The following is a 15856-nucleotide window of genomic DNA, read 5'->3' as shown; positions in this document are numbered from 1 at the left end:
TGTACATTTGCAGAATCATCATTTATAAGTCAATCAACATGAGATACGGAATAATAGGCACTGGTGCCATTGGCGGATATTACGGCGCAAAACTGGCGAGGGCAGGACAGGAGGTGCACTTCCTGCTGCGTAGCGACTATGGATATGTGAAAGAGCATGGACTGCAGGTGGACTCGTGCGACGGCTCGTTTCACCTGGCTGACGTGAACGCCTATGAGCATACGGAGGATATGCCACCATGCGACGTGGTGCTGGTGGCCCTGAAGTCGGTGAACAACGGCAAGCTGCAGACGCTGCTGCCACCATTGCTGCACGACCATACGCTGGTGGTGCTGATACAGAACGGCATCGGGGTAGAGGAGGACGTGCAGAAGATGTTCCCTGATGTGCAACTGGCTGCAGGACTGGCATTTATCTGCTCTGCGAAGACGGAGCCGGGCGTCGTGAGCCACCAGTGTTACGGCAGCATCAACCTGGCTAACTACTCGTGCCGCGACGAGGCGCTGATGCAGACCGTGGTGGATGAGTTTAGACAGGCCGCCATAGAGACGGGACTGGTGGAATATAACGAGGCGCGATGGAAAAAAGCGGTATGGAACATGCCGTTCAACGGGATGACGGTGGCGCTGCACACGCAGACGGACCTGCTGCTGAAGAACGCATCGACACGACAGCTGATTCGTGAACAGATGATGGAGGTGGTGGGTGCTGCACAGCACTTGGGCGTGAAGAACGTGGACGAGGCGTTTGTGGACAAGATGATTGAGACCACGGACGCGATGACGCCCTATTCGCCGTCGATGCGACTGGACTATGACTTCCACCGACAGATGGAGATATACTATCTGTACACGCGTCCCATAGAGATAGCCCGCGAGGCTGGCTACAGCATGCCGAAACTGGAGATGCTGGAGGCTGAGCTGCGATTCTTAGAGAAAAATGTCTGATGATGATAGGAAGAGTGATAGTATGCTGCCTGCTATTCTCGTTGAATGCAGCAGCACAAGAGCAATCGGCGACGCAGGAGCATGTGACGACTGACAGCGTAGGTACGGAGAAGAGCGAGTCGAGCCTGATGGTGCGCCTTCGCGAGGTGCAGCAGTACTTGGACGACAAGGCCAGGGGAAAGGTGGACCCTCTGTATATTGAGGTGCCTGACAAGCCCTGGAGGGTGATACTGCGCTATAAGGAGAACGTGGTGGACGTGGACTACAGCCAGAGCGTTGACTTTCCTGAATACAACGAGCATGCGGACTGGGAACTGTGCTTCACGCCTCCTGTGGCCTCTTCTGTGGGTTTCTGGGTGGGCTATCGCGGTACGGGGTTCTCGTATTCCAAGTCGCTGACTAAGAACGCAGGTCGCTATTACTCTATCAGCTCGACTGGTGCCAAGTACGGCTTCAACTTCAGACTGAGACGCTTCAACACCCAAGATGCCGAGTTTAATGCGGAAGACCGCAATTTAGACACGGGCGTAGGATCGAAAGAAAGCACTACCGTCAACATGCCGGCACCTGTGTGGATACGTTCCACCTATATCAACGGCTACTACGTGTTTAACGGACGCCGCTACTCGCAGGCTGCCGCCTACAACCAGTCGGTGATACAGCGCCACTCGGCAGGATCGCTGCTGCTGGGAGCCACATGGTATCAGTCGTCGTTCGACTATGATGACATCAAGAACTTTGTCTATATGATTATTGGTCACGGCATCTACCGCGCCAAGGTGCACCAGGCCAACATCGGCGTGGGCTACGGCTACAACTGGGTGCCGCTGCGAGGGCTTGTGGTCAACGTGATGGCGATGCCTACCATTAGCGTCTATGACCGCGTGAAGGCTTATAAATACGAAACGAACTACAAGATGGCGCCGATAGAGGCTGTAGACGACTACGGCGACTGGAACAGGGAGACGAAGACGTGGGCCAACGGAAAGACGCATAAGCCCCTTTTGATGGCTGATGTGAATAATGGTCAGTTTGACTACTGGGAGGTAGAGCCGGAGGTTATCTACAGCATGATGCATTTCAATCTTGACCTGCGCCTCGGCATTGCCTACAACTGGAGTAATTACTTCATTGGCGCCCAGGCGCAGTACAATAACTTCAACTATAAGAGTGACAATTGCAAGGTGAATATCTTCGATGCCTACGCCCGTCTGTCGTTTGGCGTGAGACTGTAAATCAGCGAGTTATGATAAAGAAAGCCATGATATGGATGCTGCTACTGATGCCGTTGACGGCGTGGGCAGCGGAGAAGGAGCTGAAACCACGACTGGTGGTGTGTACGGACATAGCGCCAGCTGATGTGGAGCCTGACGACATGGAGTCGATGGTGAGGCTGATGGCGTATGCCGACTGTTTCGAGATAGAGGCTATCATCACGAGTGTGGGGTGGAACTGCGACCCCTATCCGCAGGAGTGGCAGCAGTATCTGCAGCGTGTCATCGAGGCCTATCGAAAGGATGTGCCCAACTTGATGAAACGCTCTGGGCAGCAGGGCTTTTTTGTAGATCCTGAGATGGGATATCAGCCCATGGGCTACTGGCCCAGCGCCGACTATATCAAGAGTTGCGCCCTGATGGGTAGCATTCATGGTGGTATCAAGGCCATTGGCGAGGGCAACGACTCGCCAGGCAGCGAGAAGCTTATCCTGCTGGCTGACGAGGATGACCCGCGGCCTATCTACGTAGCGGCATGGGGTGGGGCCAACACGCTGGCGCAGGCCATCTGGCGCGTGAAGCAGACCCGTACAGACGACGAAGTCAGAAACTTCGTCCGCAAGTTCCGCCTTTTTACTATTACCGACCAGGATATGCAGTACAGCATGAGGATGAACCGTGCCTACAGCTCGCACATGTGGCTGCGAAAGGACTTTCAGGATGTCCTGCAGTTTATATGGGATGAGGGCGCGTGGCAGGAGCAATGCGAACTGGGCAAGCGCCACTGGCAGCAGCATCAGGACATGATTCAGGGCAAGGGCGCGCTGGGCAAGGAATATCCCACGTATAAATGGGGCGTAGAGGGCGACACGCCGAGCTTCCTCTATGTGATGCCCAATGGACTGAACGACCCAGAAGACCCCCGTCAATGCGGCTGGGCGGGCTATCACGAGCGTGGCCTCTGTGCCGACTCGCTCACCACGGCCTGGACCTCGTGGCAGGAGCCTGTGCGCAGCATCAGCGTGGGCTATAAACAGCGTTTCTATCCTGACGAGCTTAACGATTTCTGTGCCCGTATGCAATGGGCTGCTGAGGGCAAGGGCAACCGCAATCCGCAGGTGGTGGTTAGTGCTCTCAACGGCAAAACCGTTGAGCACACAACCTCCGTTGCCCCTCTTCGTATCAAGGCCAAGGCTGGCGACACTATCCGTCTCGATGCCTCGATGTCGAGCGACCCTGATGGCGACGCCCTCACCTTCCGTTGGTGGCAGCAACAGGAGATTGGGAAAACGAAAGTGACGATTGAGCAGTCAGACCAGTCGATAGCCACCCTTCGCATTCCCAAAGGCACGAAGGCTGACACCATCCACATCATTTGCGAGGTGCACGACGACGGGCCCTTCCATCTCGTGGCGTATCGGAGAATTATAATTAGTAATTAGAAATTATTTGCCGACGCAGAAGTTTTTAAAAATATTTCCTAAGACTTCATGGGGGGTGATTTGACCGCCAGTGATTTCGGAGAGGGTATCAAGGGCTTGGCGGAGATCTTCACTGAGGAGGTCTCCGCTAAGTTGTATTTGCAGACCGTCGATGACGCGCTGGATGCAGTCGTGAGAACGGGTCAGCGCATCGTAATGACGGGCATTGGTGACGATGATATCGTTGTCGGAGAGGGCGGGAATATCAGCTGCTTCGTAGATGGCTCTTTCCAAATCGTCAATACCCGTTCCAAACTTGGCGCTGATGGCGACAAACGGATGATTTAACAAATTGTAACTATTGTTATCGGCCTTGTCTGATTTGTTCTTAACAATTATAAGTTTCTTATTTTCAGTGCGTTGTGAGATATTATTAATCTCTTCATTTGACGGTTCTTCGTCGATGATCCAAAGTACAATTTTGGCCTTGTCGATAGCGGCAAAAGTGCGCTCGATACCTATCTGTTCGACAGTATCTTGCGTCTGACGGATGCCTGCGGTATCGATAAAACGGAAGGTGACACCCTGGATGTCGATGGTGTCCTCGATGGTGTCGCGGGTGGTACCATGAATGTCAGAAACAATGGCGCGATCGTCCTTCAATAGAGCGTTCAGAAGGGTGGATTTTCCTACGTTGGTCTTGCCTACGATAGCCACAGGAATACCTTGCTTGAGGGCTTGTCCTGCTTCGAAACTCTTGGCGAGATGGGTGACTCGATTGTCAATTTCTTTCGCAAGATTCATAAGCTCGCTACGGTCGGCAAACTCCAGATCCTCGTGGTCGGAGAAGTCGAGCTCCAGTTCCAGAAGCGATGTGAGTTTGAGCAACTGTTCGCGCAGCTGTGCGAGTTTGGAAGAAAAGTGGCCTCTGAGTTGACTCAGCGCCATCTGGTGGGTGGCTTTGTTGGTAGAAGCAATCAGGTCGGCCACAGCCTCGGCCTGCGTGAGGTCCATCTTGCCGTTGAGGTAGGCTCGCTGGGTAAACTCGCCAGGATTAGCCATCCTACAGCCGTTTTGAATCAGCAGCTCTAAAACCTTATTTAAGATGTAGCGCGAGCCGTGACACGAGATTTCTGCGCTATCCTCGCCAGTGTAAGAGTGGGGGGCACGGAAGACGGAGACCAGCACCTCGTCGATAACTTGTGGCGACGAAATCTCCACACTCTCGACGATGTGGCCGTAATGGACGGTGTTTGGCTGGGCCTGGGTGAGGTCCTTGGTGAATATACGAGAAAGAATCTCAAGCGACTGAGGGCCTGAGATTCTTATGATTCCGAGTGCTCCACCAGGAGTTGTTGCTAATGCGCAAATGGTCATTTCTTCTTTGCCCAAGTATTTGCTAATATAATGAATGCTACTGTTACTGCAATGAAAACAACCGTCGCCCCCATCTGCCCCTGGGTATTGTCACCAATGATAGGCAGAATGCTTACAAAGGCTGCTGTTATCACAGAAAGGATAGCCATCAGGATGCGCAGCCGCTTGATATTGACTTTCTTCTTTTCTTCTTCGCTGGCCGTATTATAGCCTGCAATGAGTTTGTCGCCTTTACCTATCAGAAAAAGGACGGCAAAGAAGAGAAAGACTATTGCTAATACGATACTAATCATATTCTATCAAGAACTTTCTGTATCAGCGTATCGATGGAGTTCCTATACTCGGTGTTCATCTCTGTGGTGTAGCGGTTGGCGATGACCATACAGCAGGTCATGGCGCGATGGCCCAGCAGAGAGGCCATACCAGCAAGGGCGCTGGACTCCATCTCGAAGTTACAGATCTTCATGTCTTCGTACTCGAACGACTCAATCTTCTCGTTCTGCTTAGGGTCGGCAATGTCGGCACGCAGCACACGGCCCTGAGGACCATAGAAACCACCACACGAGATGGTATAGCCGCGAACCATGTCGTCGCCAGCAATCTGGTCGATGAGGTCGGCATCGGCCACAGCCACATAGGGCGCTCCCTTGATGGGGTCCCACTGCATGTGTTGGCAGAACTCTTTCTCCATAGGGATATCGCACACCACATTACGACCAGCGTAGTAGTTGAGCAAGCCGTCGAAGCCGATGCTCTTGACAGAAGCCACGAAACAGCCAGTAGGCGTGAAGGGCTGCAGTCCGCCGCAAGTGCCGATGCGCACACAGGTCAGGGTGCGATGCTCGTCTTTCTCCTCACGGGTGTTATAATCGATGTTGGCCAGCGTGTCGAGCTCGTTCATCACAATGTCGATATTATCACAGCCGATGCCGTGACTCTGACAGGTGATGCGCTTGCCTTTATAGGTACCAGTGATGGTGTGGAACTCGCGGCTGCTAACCTCGCACTCGATACTGTCGAAGTGGTCGGCAACGGTATTGACACGGGCTGGGTCGCCTACCAGTACCACCCTGTCAGCCAGCTGTTCTGGCTTCAGGTGCAGGTGGAAACACGAGCCGTCCTCGTTGATAATGAGTTCCGATGGGGCAAAGGTTTTCTTTTCGTTTGACATAGTTTTCAGGATTTATTAGTTGTTGTCTTTATAGAGTATTCGGTTTTGTTTCTTCTCTTCCTTGCGAATCTCAAGCTGCAGGGCCTCGAGCTCTTTCTCGCTGTTGAGAATCTCCATGCGCAGGGCTTGACGCTCGCTTTTATTGGCACGTGCATAGTAGTTGCGAGCCAGCTGCAGGGCCTTCTCGAGTGTCTCGGCCTGATGGCGCAGGTTGTCGAGAGTGGTGAGACTTGTGGCCTGAGGTTTGAGACTTGAGGTTTGCGTTTTGGCCTTCTTGAAACGGGCCTGCGCTTCCTGTAGCTGCTTTTTGTCGCCCCAGGAGTCGGCAATATGGTCTATGCGTGCCAGTGATCGCAGCTGTTCGTCAGAATAGGCCTCGGAAGTGTAGATCTTACGCGTCTCGTTGGGGATGAAGACGTAGATGCACACCTTGCCTTCAGGCTGACGGCGATCAGTAACGAAATAGCCCAGGTTGTTAGCCTCGTCGATGGCGTAGAGATAGTCGTTGGCTGTCGATGAGAACGGCATTCCCAGGTTCTCGGCACGCAGGAACGAGCCTGTGTCGCTGTCGTAGCGGGTGACGAAGAGGTCGTAGCCGCCAATGCTGTTGGCACCCTTCTGTGCAAAGTAGAGCGTGGTGCCGTCGGCCATGAGGAACGGGAAGTTGGCAGAGGCATCGCTGATGCCCTCAACCCTTGTGGGTGTGGTCCATGTGTTGCCGATATAGTCGCACTGGGCAATATGGTATGTGGAGTCTTTCTTGTCGAAATAGGTGGTGAGGCGGTGGTCCTTCAACTCATTGGTAAACTGTCCCAGCGAGTCGTTCTGCTCCAGCAGTCCGGCATCGGCCGAAAGGGGTATGTGTCTGATGAAATTGGCCTTGTTGACCACCATGCTGTCGATGAAGACGATTTTCTGGGTAGATACCAGCATCTGCTGGATGCGCGGGTCTTCCACCACAACGGGTTTCTTAACCGCCTTCCTGCTCTTTCTGCGTTGTGCATCGGCGCATAATGGCATCAGCATCGCAATGACTAATAGGAGTATGGTATATCTTCTCATATCGTTTTGTCTTTAAAAAGGCAAATATACGACAATAAATTGAGAATTGACGAATGGAAGATGTATAATTAACGGAATTTAAGATAATTGCACCAGTTTGTCGGCTCTGACAATGGCATTCCACAAACTGTGGCGCATCTCGCCATTCTGCTGTTGAAGGGTTTCAAACAGCTGACGCATATCGCTGCGGTGGCTGTCGTGTTCGTAAGGACAGAGTTTCACCTGCTTCTCGTAGCCGCGTAGCTCGGCATAGCGCTGGATGTCGGCCTCTTCGACCATGCATAGCGGACGGATGATGCTGAGGGGCATCTTACGCATCTTGAGCAGGGCGGGCATCGTGTCGAAGCGTCCCTGATAGAAGAGGTTCATCAGACAGGTGTGGAGCAGGTCGTCCTGATGATGACCCAGGGCAATCTTGTTACAGCCCAGCTCCTGTGCCAGATTGAAGAGCTGCTTGCGGCGATGCCAGGAGCAGAGGAAACAGGGAGGCTTTTGTTTGAATTGAGAATTGAGAGTTGAGAATTCAGAATTCTTGCGTCCCGTTGGTAGCAAGCGAGCAGAGCTCGAGCGGAGAGTTGAGAATTCAGAATTATGATTAGTTGGGGTGGGAGAGAAGCTGGTGGTGACGATATGGAGCTTTACGCCGAGGTCGTCGCAGAAGTGCTGCAGATAGTCGGTAGAGGTCTCGTATGAGATATTCTCCATGCGCACATGGATAGCTTCAACACGGAACTTGGGCTTGTCTATCTTGGCGCGCTTGGCCAGCATCTCGAGCAGACACAAAGAGTCTTTGCCACCTGACAGTCCTACGAGCACATAGTCGTTGTCCTCAAGCAGACGGTAGGTGGCAAAGGCTTTTACAAAGCGTTCTCGGATGCGTTTCTCCAAGCGTTCAAGCTCTGTCTTCATCATTTATCCATAAACACTAAGTAAACGGCGCAAATGATGAGCAGGAAGGCCAGGATGTGGTTCCAATGCAGGTGAGTGCCCTGGAACATGATGTTGGCAATGATGCAGAACACAGCCAGCGAGATGCACTCCTGGATGACCTTCAGCTGAATGAGGTTGAAGGGTCCTCCGTTTTCTACGAAGCCCAAACGATTGGCAGGCACCTGACAGCAGTACTCAAAGAAGGCGATGCCCCACGAGAAGACGATGACGCCGATGAGGGGCCAGTTGCTGCTGGTGCCGTTCTCCTGTAACTTTAAATGCCCATACCAAGCAAGTGTCATGAAGACGTTGCTTAGTATGAGCAATATGATGGTATATAGTCCGTTCATAATTTAAAGTAATAGGTAATAGTGAAAAGTGAAAAATTTGCTACCGCACACCGACAAATGAAAGGCAGCAGCAAATTATTCACTTTTCACTTTTCACTTTTCACTTAAATAAGCGTCCATGTTCTGGGCAGCACGACGGCCGTCGCCCATAGCGAGAATCACCGTTGCACCACCACGTACGATGTCACCACCAGCAAAGATCTCCTTGCGGCTTGACTGCATCTCCTCAGAGACGGCGATGGTGTTCTTGCGACCCAGCTCCAAGCCCTCGATACTCTTGGGAACGAGTGGGTTAGGCGATACACCTACAGCCACAATCACCTGATCGACATCGAGTGTGACGGTCTTGCCCTCAACAGGTACAGGCGAACGACGGCCAGAAGCATCGGGCTCGCCAAGCTCCATTACCTGCAGAACAGCCTGCTTCACAGCACCAGCCTCGTCAGCGATATACTCGATAGGATTATGCAGGGTGAGGAACTTGATGCCCTCTTCCTTGGCGTGCTTCACCTCCTCTAGACGAGCAGGCATCTCAACCTCAGAACGACGATAAACCAGTGTGACGTCAGCACCTAAGCGCTTGGCTGTACGACAAGAGTCCATAGCGGTGTTACCACCACCCACCACGAGCACGCTCTTGGCAGGATTCAGCGGCGTATCGGTCTTGGGGTTGGCAGCGTCCATCAGGTTTACACGTGTCAGATACTCGTTACTTGACATGATGTTGATGCTGTTCTCACCAGGGATATTCATGAAGTTAGGCAGACCAGCACCAGAGCCCACGAAGATGCCCTTGAAGCCCTGCTGCTCCAGCTGTTCTACGCTGATGGTCTTACCCACGATGACGTCGGTCTGGAAATGAACGCCCATCTTGGCAAGGTTCTCGATTTCTACGTCGACAATCTTGTTGGGCAGACGGAACTCGGGAATACCATACTTAAGCACACCACCGATTTCGTGCAATGCCTCGAAGACATACACGTCGTAGCCCTTCTTCACCATGTCGCCAGCGAAACTCAGTCCTGCAGGACCAGAGCCTACAACAGCAATCTTGATGCCGTTAGAGGCTGCAATCTCAGGCAGAGAGATGTTGCCGCTCTCGCGTTCGAAGTCAGCAGCAAAACGCTCCAGATAGCCGATGGCTACAGCGGGTTCGTTCATCTTCAGGTGAATACACTTGCTCTCACACTGCTTCTCCTGAGGACACACACGTCCGCAGACAGCGGGTAGGGCAGAGGTGTTCTTCAGCACCTTAGCAGCAGCCAGGAACTGACCACGCTCGATGTTCTTGATGAACGATGGGATATTGATATTTACAGGACAGCCCTCTACGCAAGTAGGCTTGGCGCAGTCCAGACAGCGCTTGGCCTCTGTCATTGCCATCTCCTTGGTCAGGCCGATATTTACCTCTTCTGTACGAGTTGTAGCACGATAAACGGGGTCGAGCTCAGGCATCACCACACGCTCAATCTGTGTGCGCTCCTTGGGTTTCATGCTCTTTCTGAGCTCGTCGCGCCAAGCAGCGTTGCGATCAGTCAGCACCTCGATAGGATCGTTGGTGGGATCGCTGTCCATCTTGATATCTGCGGTCTTTGAACTTTCAACTTTCAATTGTCCACTTTCTACTGAATCCAGGTGCTCCTCGTAGTGGGCCAGCTCCTCCTGCTCCTCGCGCTTGAAAGTTCCCATACGTTTGAACATCTCGTCCCAGTCAACCAGTGCACCATCAAACTCAGGACCGTCGATGCAGACAAACTTGGTCTTACCACCAATCGTCAGACGACAAGCACCACACATACCAGTACCATCAACCATAATGGTGTTGAGCGATACCTCGCAGGGAATATTGTGCTTCTGGGCGGTGAGGTTCGAGAACTTCATCATGATTGGAGGGCCAATGGCGAAGACCTTATCGACGTGTTCCTGTTCGAAGAATTTCTCCATACCCACAGTCACAACGCCCTTCTCGCCGTACGAGCCGTCGTCAGTCATGATAATCACCTCGTCAGAGCTCTCGCGTACCTTATCCTCTAATATAATAAGGTCCTTAGAGCGACCAGCCATCACAGACAGCACACGGTTGCCAGCGGCCTTCAAAGCCTGGATGATGGGCAGCATAGGAGCCACACCCAGTCCACCACCAGCACATACCACGGTGCCGTACTTCTCAATCTTTGTGGGATTACCCAGCGGACCTACTACGTCTGTCACATAATCGCCTTCGTTCAGGGCGCACAGCTTCTTCGATGAGAGACCCACCATCTGAACCACCAGCGTGATGGTGCCTTTCTCGATGTCTGCGCCAGCGATGGTCAGGGGCATACGCTCACCTTTCTTTCCAACGCGCACGATGACGAAGTTACCAGCTTTACGGCTCTTCGCAATCAGCGGAGCCTCAATCTCGAAAAGGAAAACCTTCTCTGAGAACTGTTCTTTTCTTACAATTTTGTTCATAAATGATGCTTGTCTGCTACAAAATGATTGAAATTCGGCTGCAAAGGTACGAATTAGCGAGCAAAATGCCAAATTAATACAAAAAAAAGATGCGGAACAATCAATATTCCGCATCTTTTGATAATTTTCCTTGATGAAAGGTGAGCCTTTGCAACAAGATTAAGCCTCGGCGGGAGCCTCTTCAGTGGCGGCTGCCTCCTCTGCGGGAGCCTCAACCTCGGGCTCAGCCACAGCAGCAGCTTTCTTGTCAGCTACCTTCTTGGCAATAGCCTCGTTCACCTTCTTCTCCTCTGCCAGAGCCTTTGCTGCTGCATCCTTCTTAGCCTTAGCTACCTCGGCTGCTACCTTTTCAAGACCCTTCTGCTTGTCTGCCTTCCATGCATCGAACTTCTTCTGAGCAGTAGCCTCGTCGAAAGCGCCCTTCTTTACGCCACCCTTCAGGTGCTTCATCAGGTAAACGCCCTCGCGGCTGAGGATGTTACGAACAGTGTCAGTGGGCTGTGCGCCTACCTCTACCCAGTACAATGCACGGTCGAAATTCAAGTCTACCGTGGCGGGATTGGTGTTAGGATTGTAAGAACCAATCTTCTCAGTGAAACGACCATCACGTGGTGCACGAGCGTCGGCGATAACGATGCTGTAGAAAGCATAGCTCTTACGACCACCGCGCTGCAATCTGATTTTTGTTGCCATGTTTTAAATGTTTTTTGTTGTTAAAAGTTTGAATTTCATGCCTCCATCTCGTGAAAGCGGGTGCAAAGGTACGAAAAAAAAGTGAAAAGTGAAAAGTGAAGAGTGAAAATTTTGCTTCCGCAGCGTTTTTTTTAGTTTTTTTGTGTAATTTTGTGCCCGATGAAGCAAGAATTGTCGATACTTATACCTGCATATAACCATCCTTGCACCCTGATGGTGAAGGATTTGTGTGCTCAGGTGGAAGACCTGAGAAAGGAAGGCGTAACCTGCGAGGTGATTGTGGCTGAGGATGGAACAACGGATGCTGACGCCCTTGCTGCCAACGCAGAGATAGCCACGATTCCCTGTTGCCGCTACCTGAAGCGCAGTCAGAATGTGGGACGAGCTGCCATCCGTAATGTGCTGGCTCGTGAGGCTCAATATGAATGGCTGCTGTTCTTGGATGGCGATATGGCTATTCCTTCTAAGCATTTCCTGAGAAACTGGATGGAGGCTGAAACTGACGAGGTAGCCTATGGCGGCTATGTGGTGGGTGAAGGCTCACGTTCTTCCTTGCGTTTTATCTATGAGAAAGAGAATGAACCCATGCATCGGGCCGAAGAGCGTAAGAAGCGACCTTATCAGCATTTTCATACCTGCAACTTCTTGATACGTAGGGACTTGATGCTGGCTAATCCTTTTGACGAGCGTTTCCGTCACTATGGTTATGAGGATGTGTTCTTTGGTAAGCAGCTGAGGAAAAACGATATAAAGATAGTGCATGTGGATAATCCTGCAGGCTTCTTCGATTTTGAGGACAATGCCCATTTCGTGAGTAAGACGGAAGAGGGACTGCGTACGCTCCACGCTTTCCGCAGCGACCTGCGCGGCTATTCTCAGATGCTAACGTTTGTCGAGGGTATTCACTTGGGTGTCGTACGTTGGTTTTTCCGTTGCTGGCATCGTCTGTTTGGTGCCTTGGAACGCAGGAACCTATGTGGTCAGAACCCCTCGCTAAAGATTTTCAAATTATATAAGTTAGGATACTACTTGAGCATAAAAAAGTAATCATATGACGAAGAGATTTGCATTTAAGATGTTTTTGAAGCCAGGCTTCGAGAACGAATATGCCAAGCGTCATGCTGCCATCTGGCCAGAGCTGAAGAAGATGATTAAGGAGCAGGGCGTAGGTAATTATAGCATCTACTGGGACAAGGATACGAATATTCTGTTTGCCTATCAGGAGTGCTCTAAGGAAGGCAACTCGCAAGATACCACTCATGTTGATCCCATCACGCAACGTTGGTGGGATATGATGTCGGATATCATGGAGGTGAATGACGACAATTCGCCTGTGACCATTCCGTTGCCAGAGCTATTCCATCTGGACTAACGCATCGATGGGACTACGCAGTATCAGTCCTACTGAGTAGCCTTCTTCTTGGGCTGCCTGCTTCAGCTGTTCCTGATAGTAGAAGGCAATGCTGCCTACAGCTGAGATGGGTAGATCGCGACGTTGATAGGGGTTGATGTTGTGTATAATAAACTCCTTAAAACTGTTGATTGTCAGTTCGTTAACGGCTGGTTCATTGGTATACTTGCTGATAAATTCTGATAGCGAAGCCAGCCAACGGTTGGCCTGTGGTTGACGATACACACGGTCTATTATCTGTGGCATTGACAACTGCAGTTCCGACTCAAAAGTCGTCTTGAGATCTTGGGATAGTCTGCCTTTATAAAGGGCATTCAGAAAACGCTTTCCCAAGGTGGCACCGCTGCCCTCGTCACCCAGGATATAGCCCAAGGCGGGGGTGTTCATAACAATCTGCTGACCATCGAACAGGCACGAGTTGGCACCTGTGCCCAAGATGCAGGCGATACCCTCTTTCTTTCCACACAGTGCTCGTGCTGCCCCCAGCAAGTCGCTTTGGGCCTCGATGTGGGTGGCCTGAGGAAAGGCTTCCTGAAGCAATTGCTGCATCTTCGTTTGCAACTCGGGTCTCACACCACTTCCGTAAAACTGAATGCTCTCAACATAAGCTGTTCCTAATTGAGGCAGCAACTCGTCTTTCAGGATGCTGCGAATGGTGGCTTCGTCCTGATGGAAAGGGTTAATACCTTGAGTCTTGATGCGCTGGCCGTCAATGGCCCAGTCTGTTTTGGTGCTGCCGCTATCAGCTATGAGCGAATGATGTTTCATGATGGTTATCTTACAGATTGTTTGTATTTCATATATCTAAGCCGTATCTGGTCAACATATTCGGCCGTTTCCTTACCTCGCATATAGCCGCTCTGGACCAACGAGTCGCGATAATACTTCGGATCGCTGAGGCGAAGCACATATTCCTTCACATCGCTCCATACCTGAGGATTGCGACCATCGCGCTCTGCCAACCTCATGGCGTCGCGAATATGTTGCAGACCACCATTATAGGATGCCAATGCCAGATTCTGACGCTCGAAATAGTTGTGCACAAACGACAGCTCGCCCTCCAGCTCCTTCAGCAGACGAGTGGCTGCCTCGATGTTCTTCTCAGGATTGGTTATCTCATCGCGAGGCAGTCCCAGATGGTCGGCTGTTGCAGGCATAATCTGCATGAGACCCTTGGCGCCAGCCCAAGATTGCGCTTCAGGATCGAATGTTGACTCCTGATAGCATTGGGCTGCCAATAGTCGCCAGTCCCAACCTATTCTTCTTCCATATAAACGGAAAAGGCCGTCATAACGTGAGATGACTTGATGGGAAAGCATGGGTGCATAGACCCGTCGCTGGACACGAGGTCGTGAGAGCAGTTGTTTTTCTTGCAATCGGGCTTGTGCCAGCATATCGGGCTTATACCAATTGTTCAGAGCCTCTTCCAACAAAGGCTTTTCTGGACCAACGACCCATCCTGGCGTCTTATTGTTTGTGGTGTCGAGTGCCATGATGATAATGTCGGCATCGCCTGCAGTCAGGCGTTCTCTCAGTTCGCTGGTGTCACGACAGGTCTCCATGCGCAGCTTCACGCCAAGCTCGCTGGCAAACTGTTCTCCTAAAAGATAATGTGCACCCAGATGGCGACCTTGGTAGCCATAATAAGTGTCAGGACCTATGAGGGTCACGCCAATCAGCTCGCCAGCCTGTTGTATCTCAGAGAGGTCGAACTGTGAATTGCTCCCCTCGGAGGTAGAAACCGTCCAGGGTAGGGTAATGGTCTCCTGTCGTTGCGAGCAAGACGCAAAGAGCAGGAAAAAGAGCATAAATATACTTGTCTGTTTCAAAAAACTCAGAATTTTGATGCAAAAGTAAGCATTTTATTGCAAATTAAAGAAAAAAACTGTAATTTTGCATCCGAATAAGTAAGATATAGGGTAAAAAGGTAAATAATTTAAGATATGTTACGTATTGCAGTACAATCAAAAGGACGTCTGTTTGAAGACACCATGCAGTTGCTGAGTGAGGCTGATATCAAGGTGAGTGCCAGTAAGCGTACCCTCTTGGTAGAGGCAAGTAATTTCCCATTGGAAGTCCTTTATCTGCGTGATGATGATATTCCACAGTGTGTGGCTACGGGTGTGGCCGATATCGGTGTGGTAGGTGAGAACGAATTTGTGGAGCGCGGTGCCGAGGCCGATATTGTATCGCGACTGGGATTCAGTCGTTGTCGTCTGTCGCTGGCCATCCCCAAGGATATCGATTATAAGGGTCTGGAGTGGTTCAATGGCAAGACCATCGCCACCTCTTATCCTGTTATCCTGGAAAAGTTCCTCAGCAAGAATCACATCAATGCAGAGATTCATGTCATTACAGGTAGTGTGGAGATTAGCCCAGGTATTGGTTTGGCCGATGCCATTTTCGATATCGTCAGCAGCGGATCTACGCTGGTGAGCAACAACCTGCGTGAGGTAGAGGTGGTGATGCAGAGCGAGGCCTTGTTGATTGGACATGCAGGTATGAGTCAGGAGAAGAAAGACTTGCTCAACCAGATGCTGTTCCGCTTTGCTGCCGTTCGTGAGGCTGAAGATAAGAAATATGTCCGCATGAATGCGCCCAAGGCCCGTCTGCAGGAGATTATCAACGTGCTGCCTGGTCTGAAGAGTCCCACCATCATCCCTCTGGCTGATGAGGAATGGTGCTCTGTACATACTGTACTCGACGAGAAACGTTTCTGGGAGATTATCGGTCAGCTGAAAGAGCTGGGCGCACAAGGCATCCTGGTGACTCCCATTGAGAAGATGATTCTTTGAGAAGTGAAAAGTGAATAGTGAAAAATTTGCT

General features: G+C 51.3%; 16 protein-coding genes. 6 read left to right on the top strand and 10 right to left on the bottom strand.

What is annotated here, in order from left to right; all coding sequences use genetic code 11:
- Positions 1-38 precede the first annotated feature (38 nt).
- Genes Q0R57_RS06655 through Q0R57_RS06645 form a run of 3 tightly spaced genes read left to right on the top strand, consistent with a single transcriptional unit; the run spans position 39 to position 3603 of the window.
- Positions 39-947 carry a putative 2-dehydropantoate 2-reductase gene (locus Q0R57_RS06655; protein ID WP_294745036.1) on the top strand — a complete coding sequence of 303 codons (909 nt, stop codon included), beginning with the start codon at positions 39-41 and terminating at the stop codon, positions 945-947.
- Positions 947-2182 carry a DUF4421 family protein gene (locus Q0R57_RS06650; protein ID WP_294745033.1) on the top strand — a complete coding sequence of 412 codons (1236 nt, stop codon included), beginning with the start codon at positions 947-949 and terminating at the stop codon, positions 2180-2182. The genes Q0R57_RS06655 and Q0R57_RS06650 overlap by 1 nt, the downstream gene beginning before the upstream one ends.
- A gap of 11 nt (positions 2183-2193) precedes the next feature.
- Positions 2194-3603, top strand: a complete 1410-nt coding sequence (locus Q0R57_RS06645; RefSeq protein ID WP_294745030.1) for a nucleoside hydrolase-like domain-containing protein — start codon at positions 2194-2196, stop codon at positions 3601-3603.
- Between the two features lie 3 nt (positions 3604-3606).
- Here the strand turns inward: Q0R57_RS06645 and mnmE are convergent, their stop codons facing one another.
- The 8 genes from mnmE to Q0R57_RS06605 all read right to left on the bottom strand — a co-directional run bounded on the left by mnmE (position 3607) and on the right by Q0R57_RS06605 (position 11619).
- Complete coding sequence (gene mnmE / locus Q0R57_RS06640; protein WP_294745028.1) at positions 3607-4959, bottom strand: tRNA uridine-5-carboxymethylaminomethyl(34) synthesis GTPase MnmE; 1353 nt, start codon at positions 4957-4959, stop codon at positions 3607-3609.
- The gene (locus tag Q0R57_RS06635; protein WP_294745025.1) at positions 4956-5252 is read right to left on the bottom strand and encodes a DUF3784 domain-containing protein; all 297 of its coding nucleotides are present in this window, start codon (positions 5250-5252) and stop codon (positions 4956-4958) included. Before Q0R57_RS06635 ends, mnmE begins: the two co-directional genes overlap by 4 nt.
- Positions 5249-6130: a nucleoside phosphorylase gene (locus tag Q0R57_RS06630; RefSeq protein ID WP_294745021.1), complete on the bottom strand. Its 882-nt coding sequence runs from the start codon at positions 6128-6130 to the stop codon at positions 5249-5251. Before Q0R57_RS06630 ends, Q0R57_RS06635 begins: the two co-directional genes overlap by 4 nt.
- Positions 6131-6145: 15 nt before the next feature.
- Positions 6146-7192 (bottom strand): hypothetical protein, encoded by a 1047-nt coding sequence (locus tag Q0R57_RS06625; protein WP_294745018.1) that lies wholly within the window; start codon positions 7190-7192, stop codon positions 6146-6148.
- A gap of 78 nt (positions 7193-7270) precedes the next feature.
- Positions 7271-8104 (bottom strand): tRNA 2-thiocytidine biosynthesis TtcA family protein, encoded by an 834-nt coding sequence (locus tag Q0R57_RS06620; protein ID WP_294745014.1) that lies wholly within the window; start codon positions 8102-8104, stop codon positions 7271-7273.
- A complete protein-coding gene (locus Q0R57_RS06615; protein WP_294745012.1) occupies positions 8101-8472 on the bottom strand; it encodes a DMT family protein in 372 nt (123 codons plus the stop codon). The genes Q0R57_RS06620 and Q0R57_RS06615 overlap by 4 nt, the downstream gene beginning before the upstream one ends.
- A gap of 93 nt (positions 8473-8565) precedes the next feature.
- Positions 8566-10926 (bottom strand): bifunctional dihydroorotate dehydrogenase B NAD binding subunit/NADPH-dependent glutamate synthase, encoded by a 2361-nt coding sequence (locus Q0R57_RS06610; RefSeq protein WP_294745009.1) that lies wholly within the window; start codon positions 10924-10926, stop codon positions 8566-8568.
- Between the two features lie 159 nt (positions 10927-11085).
- Positions 11086-11619 (bottom strand): 30S ribosomal protein S16, encoded by a 534-nt coding sequence (locus Q0R57_RS06605; protein WP_294745006.1) that lies wholly within the window; start codon positions 11617-11619, stop codon positions 11086-11088.
- 159 nt (positions 11620-11778) lie between these two features.
- On the opposite strand from Q0R57_RS06605, the gene Q0R57_RS06600 reads away from it, so the two are divergent.
- Complete coding sequence (locus Q0R57_RS06600) at positions 11779-12666, top strand: glycosyltransferase family 2 protein (RefSeq protein WP_294745003.1); 888 nt, start codon at positions 11779-11781, stop codon at positions 12664-12666.
- A gap of 4 nt (positions 12667-12670) precedes the next feature.
- Entirely contained in the window at positions 12671-12991 is a 321-nt protein-coding gene (gene rhaM / locus Q0R57_RS06595; RefSeq protein WP_294744999.1) for an L-rhamnose mutarotase, read from the top strand.
- Here rhaM and Q0R57_RS06590 read toward each other — a convergent pair.
- A complete protein-coding gene (locus tag Q0R57_RS06590; protein WP_294744996.1) occupies positions 12974-13798 on the bottom strand; it encodes an ATPase in 825 nt (274 codons plus the stop codon). The genes rhaM and Q0R57_RS06590 overlap by 18 nt on opposite strands.
- A gap of 5 nt (positions 13799-13803) precedes the next feature.
- Positions 13804-14859, bottom strand: coding sequence for a transglycosylase SLT domain-containing protein (locus Q0R57_RS06585; RefSeq protein ID WP_294744994.1), 1056 nt, complete (start codon positions 14857-14859; stop codon positions 13804-13806).
- Positions 14860-14973: 114 nt separating this feature from the next.
- Between Q0R57_RS06585 and hisG the strand changes: the two genes are divergently transcribed.
- Positions 14974-15825 (top strand): ATP phosphoribosyltransferase, encoded by an 852-nt coding sequence (hisG, locus tag Q0R57_RS06580; RefSeq protein WP_294744991.1) that lies wholly within the window; start codon positions 14974-14976, stop codon positions 15823-15825.
- Positions 15826-15856: the final 31 nt, after the last annotated feature.

The organism is uncultured Prevotella sp., assembly GCF_946407605.1.
Lineage (GTDB): Bacteria > Bacteroidota > Bacteroidia > Bacteroidales > Bacteroidaceae > Prevotella.
This window is presented reverse-complemented; position numbering and strand designations above follow the sequence as displayed.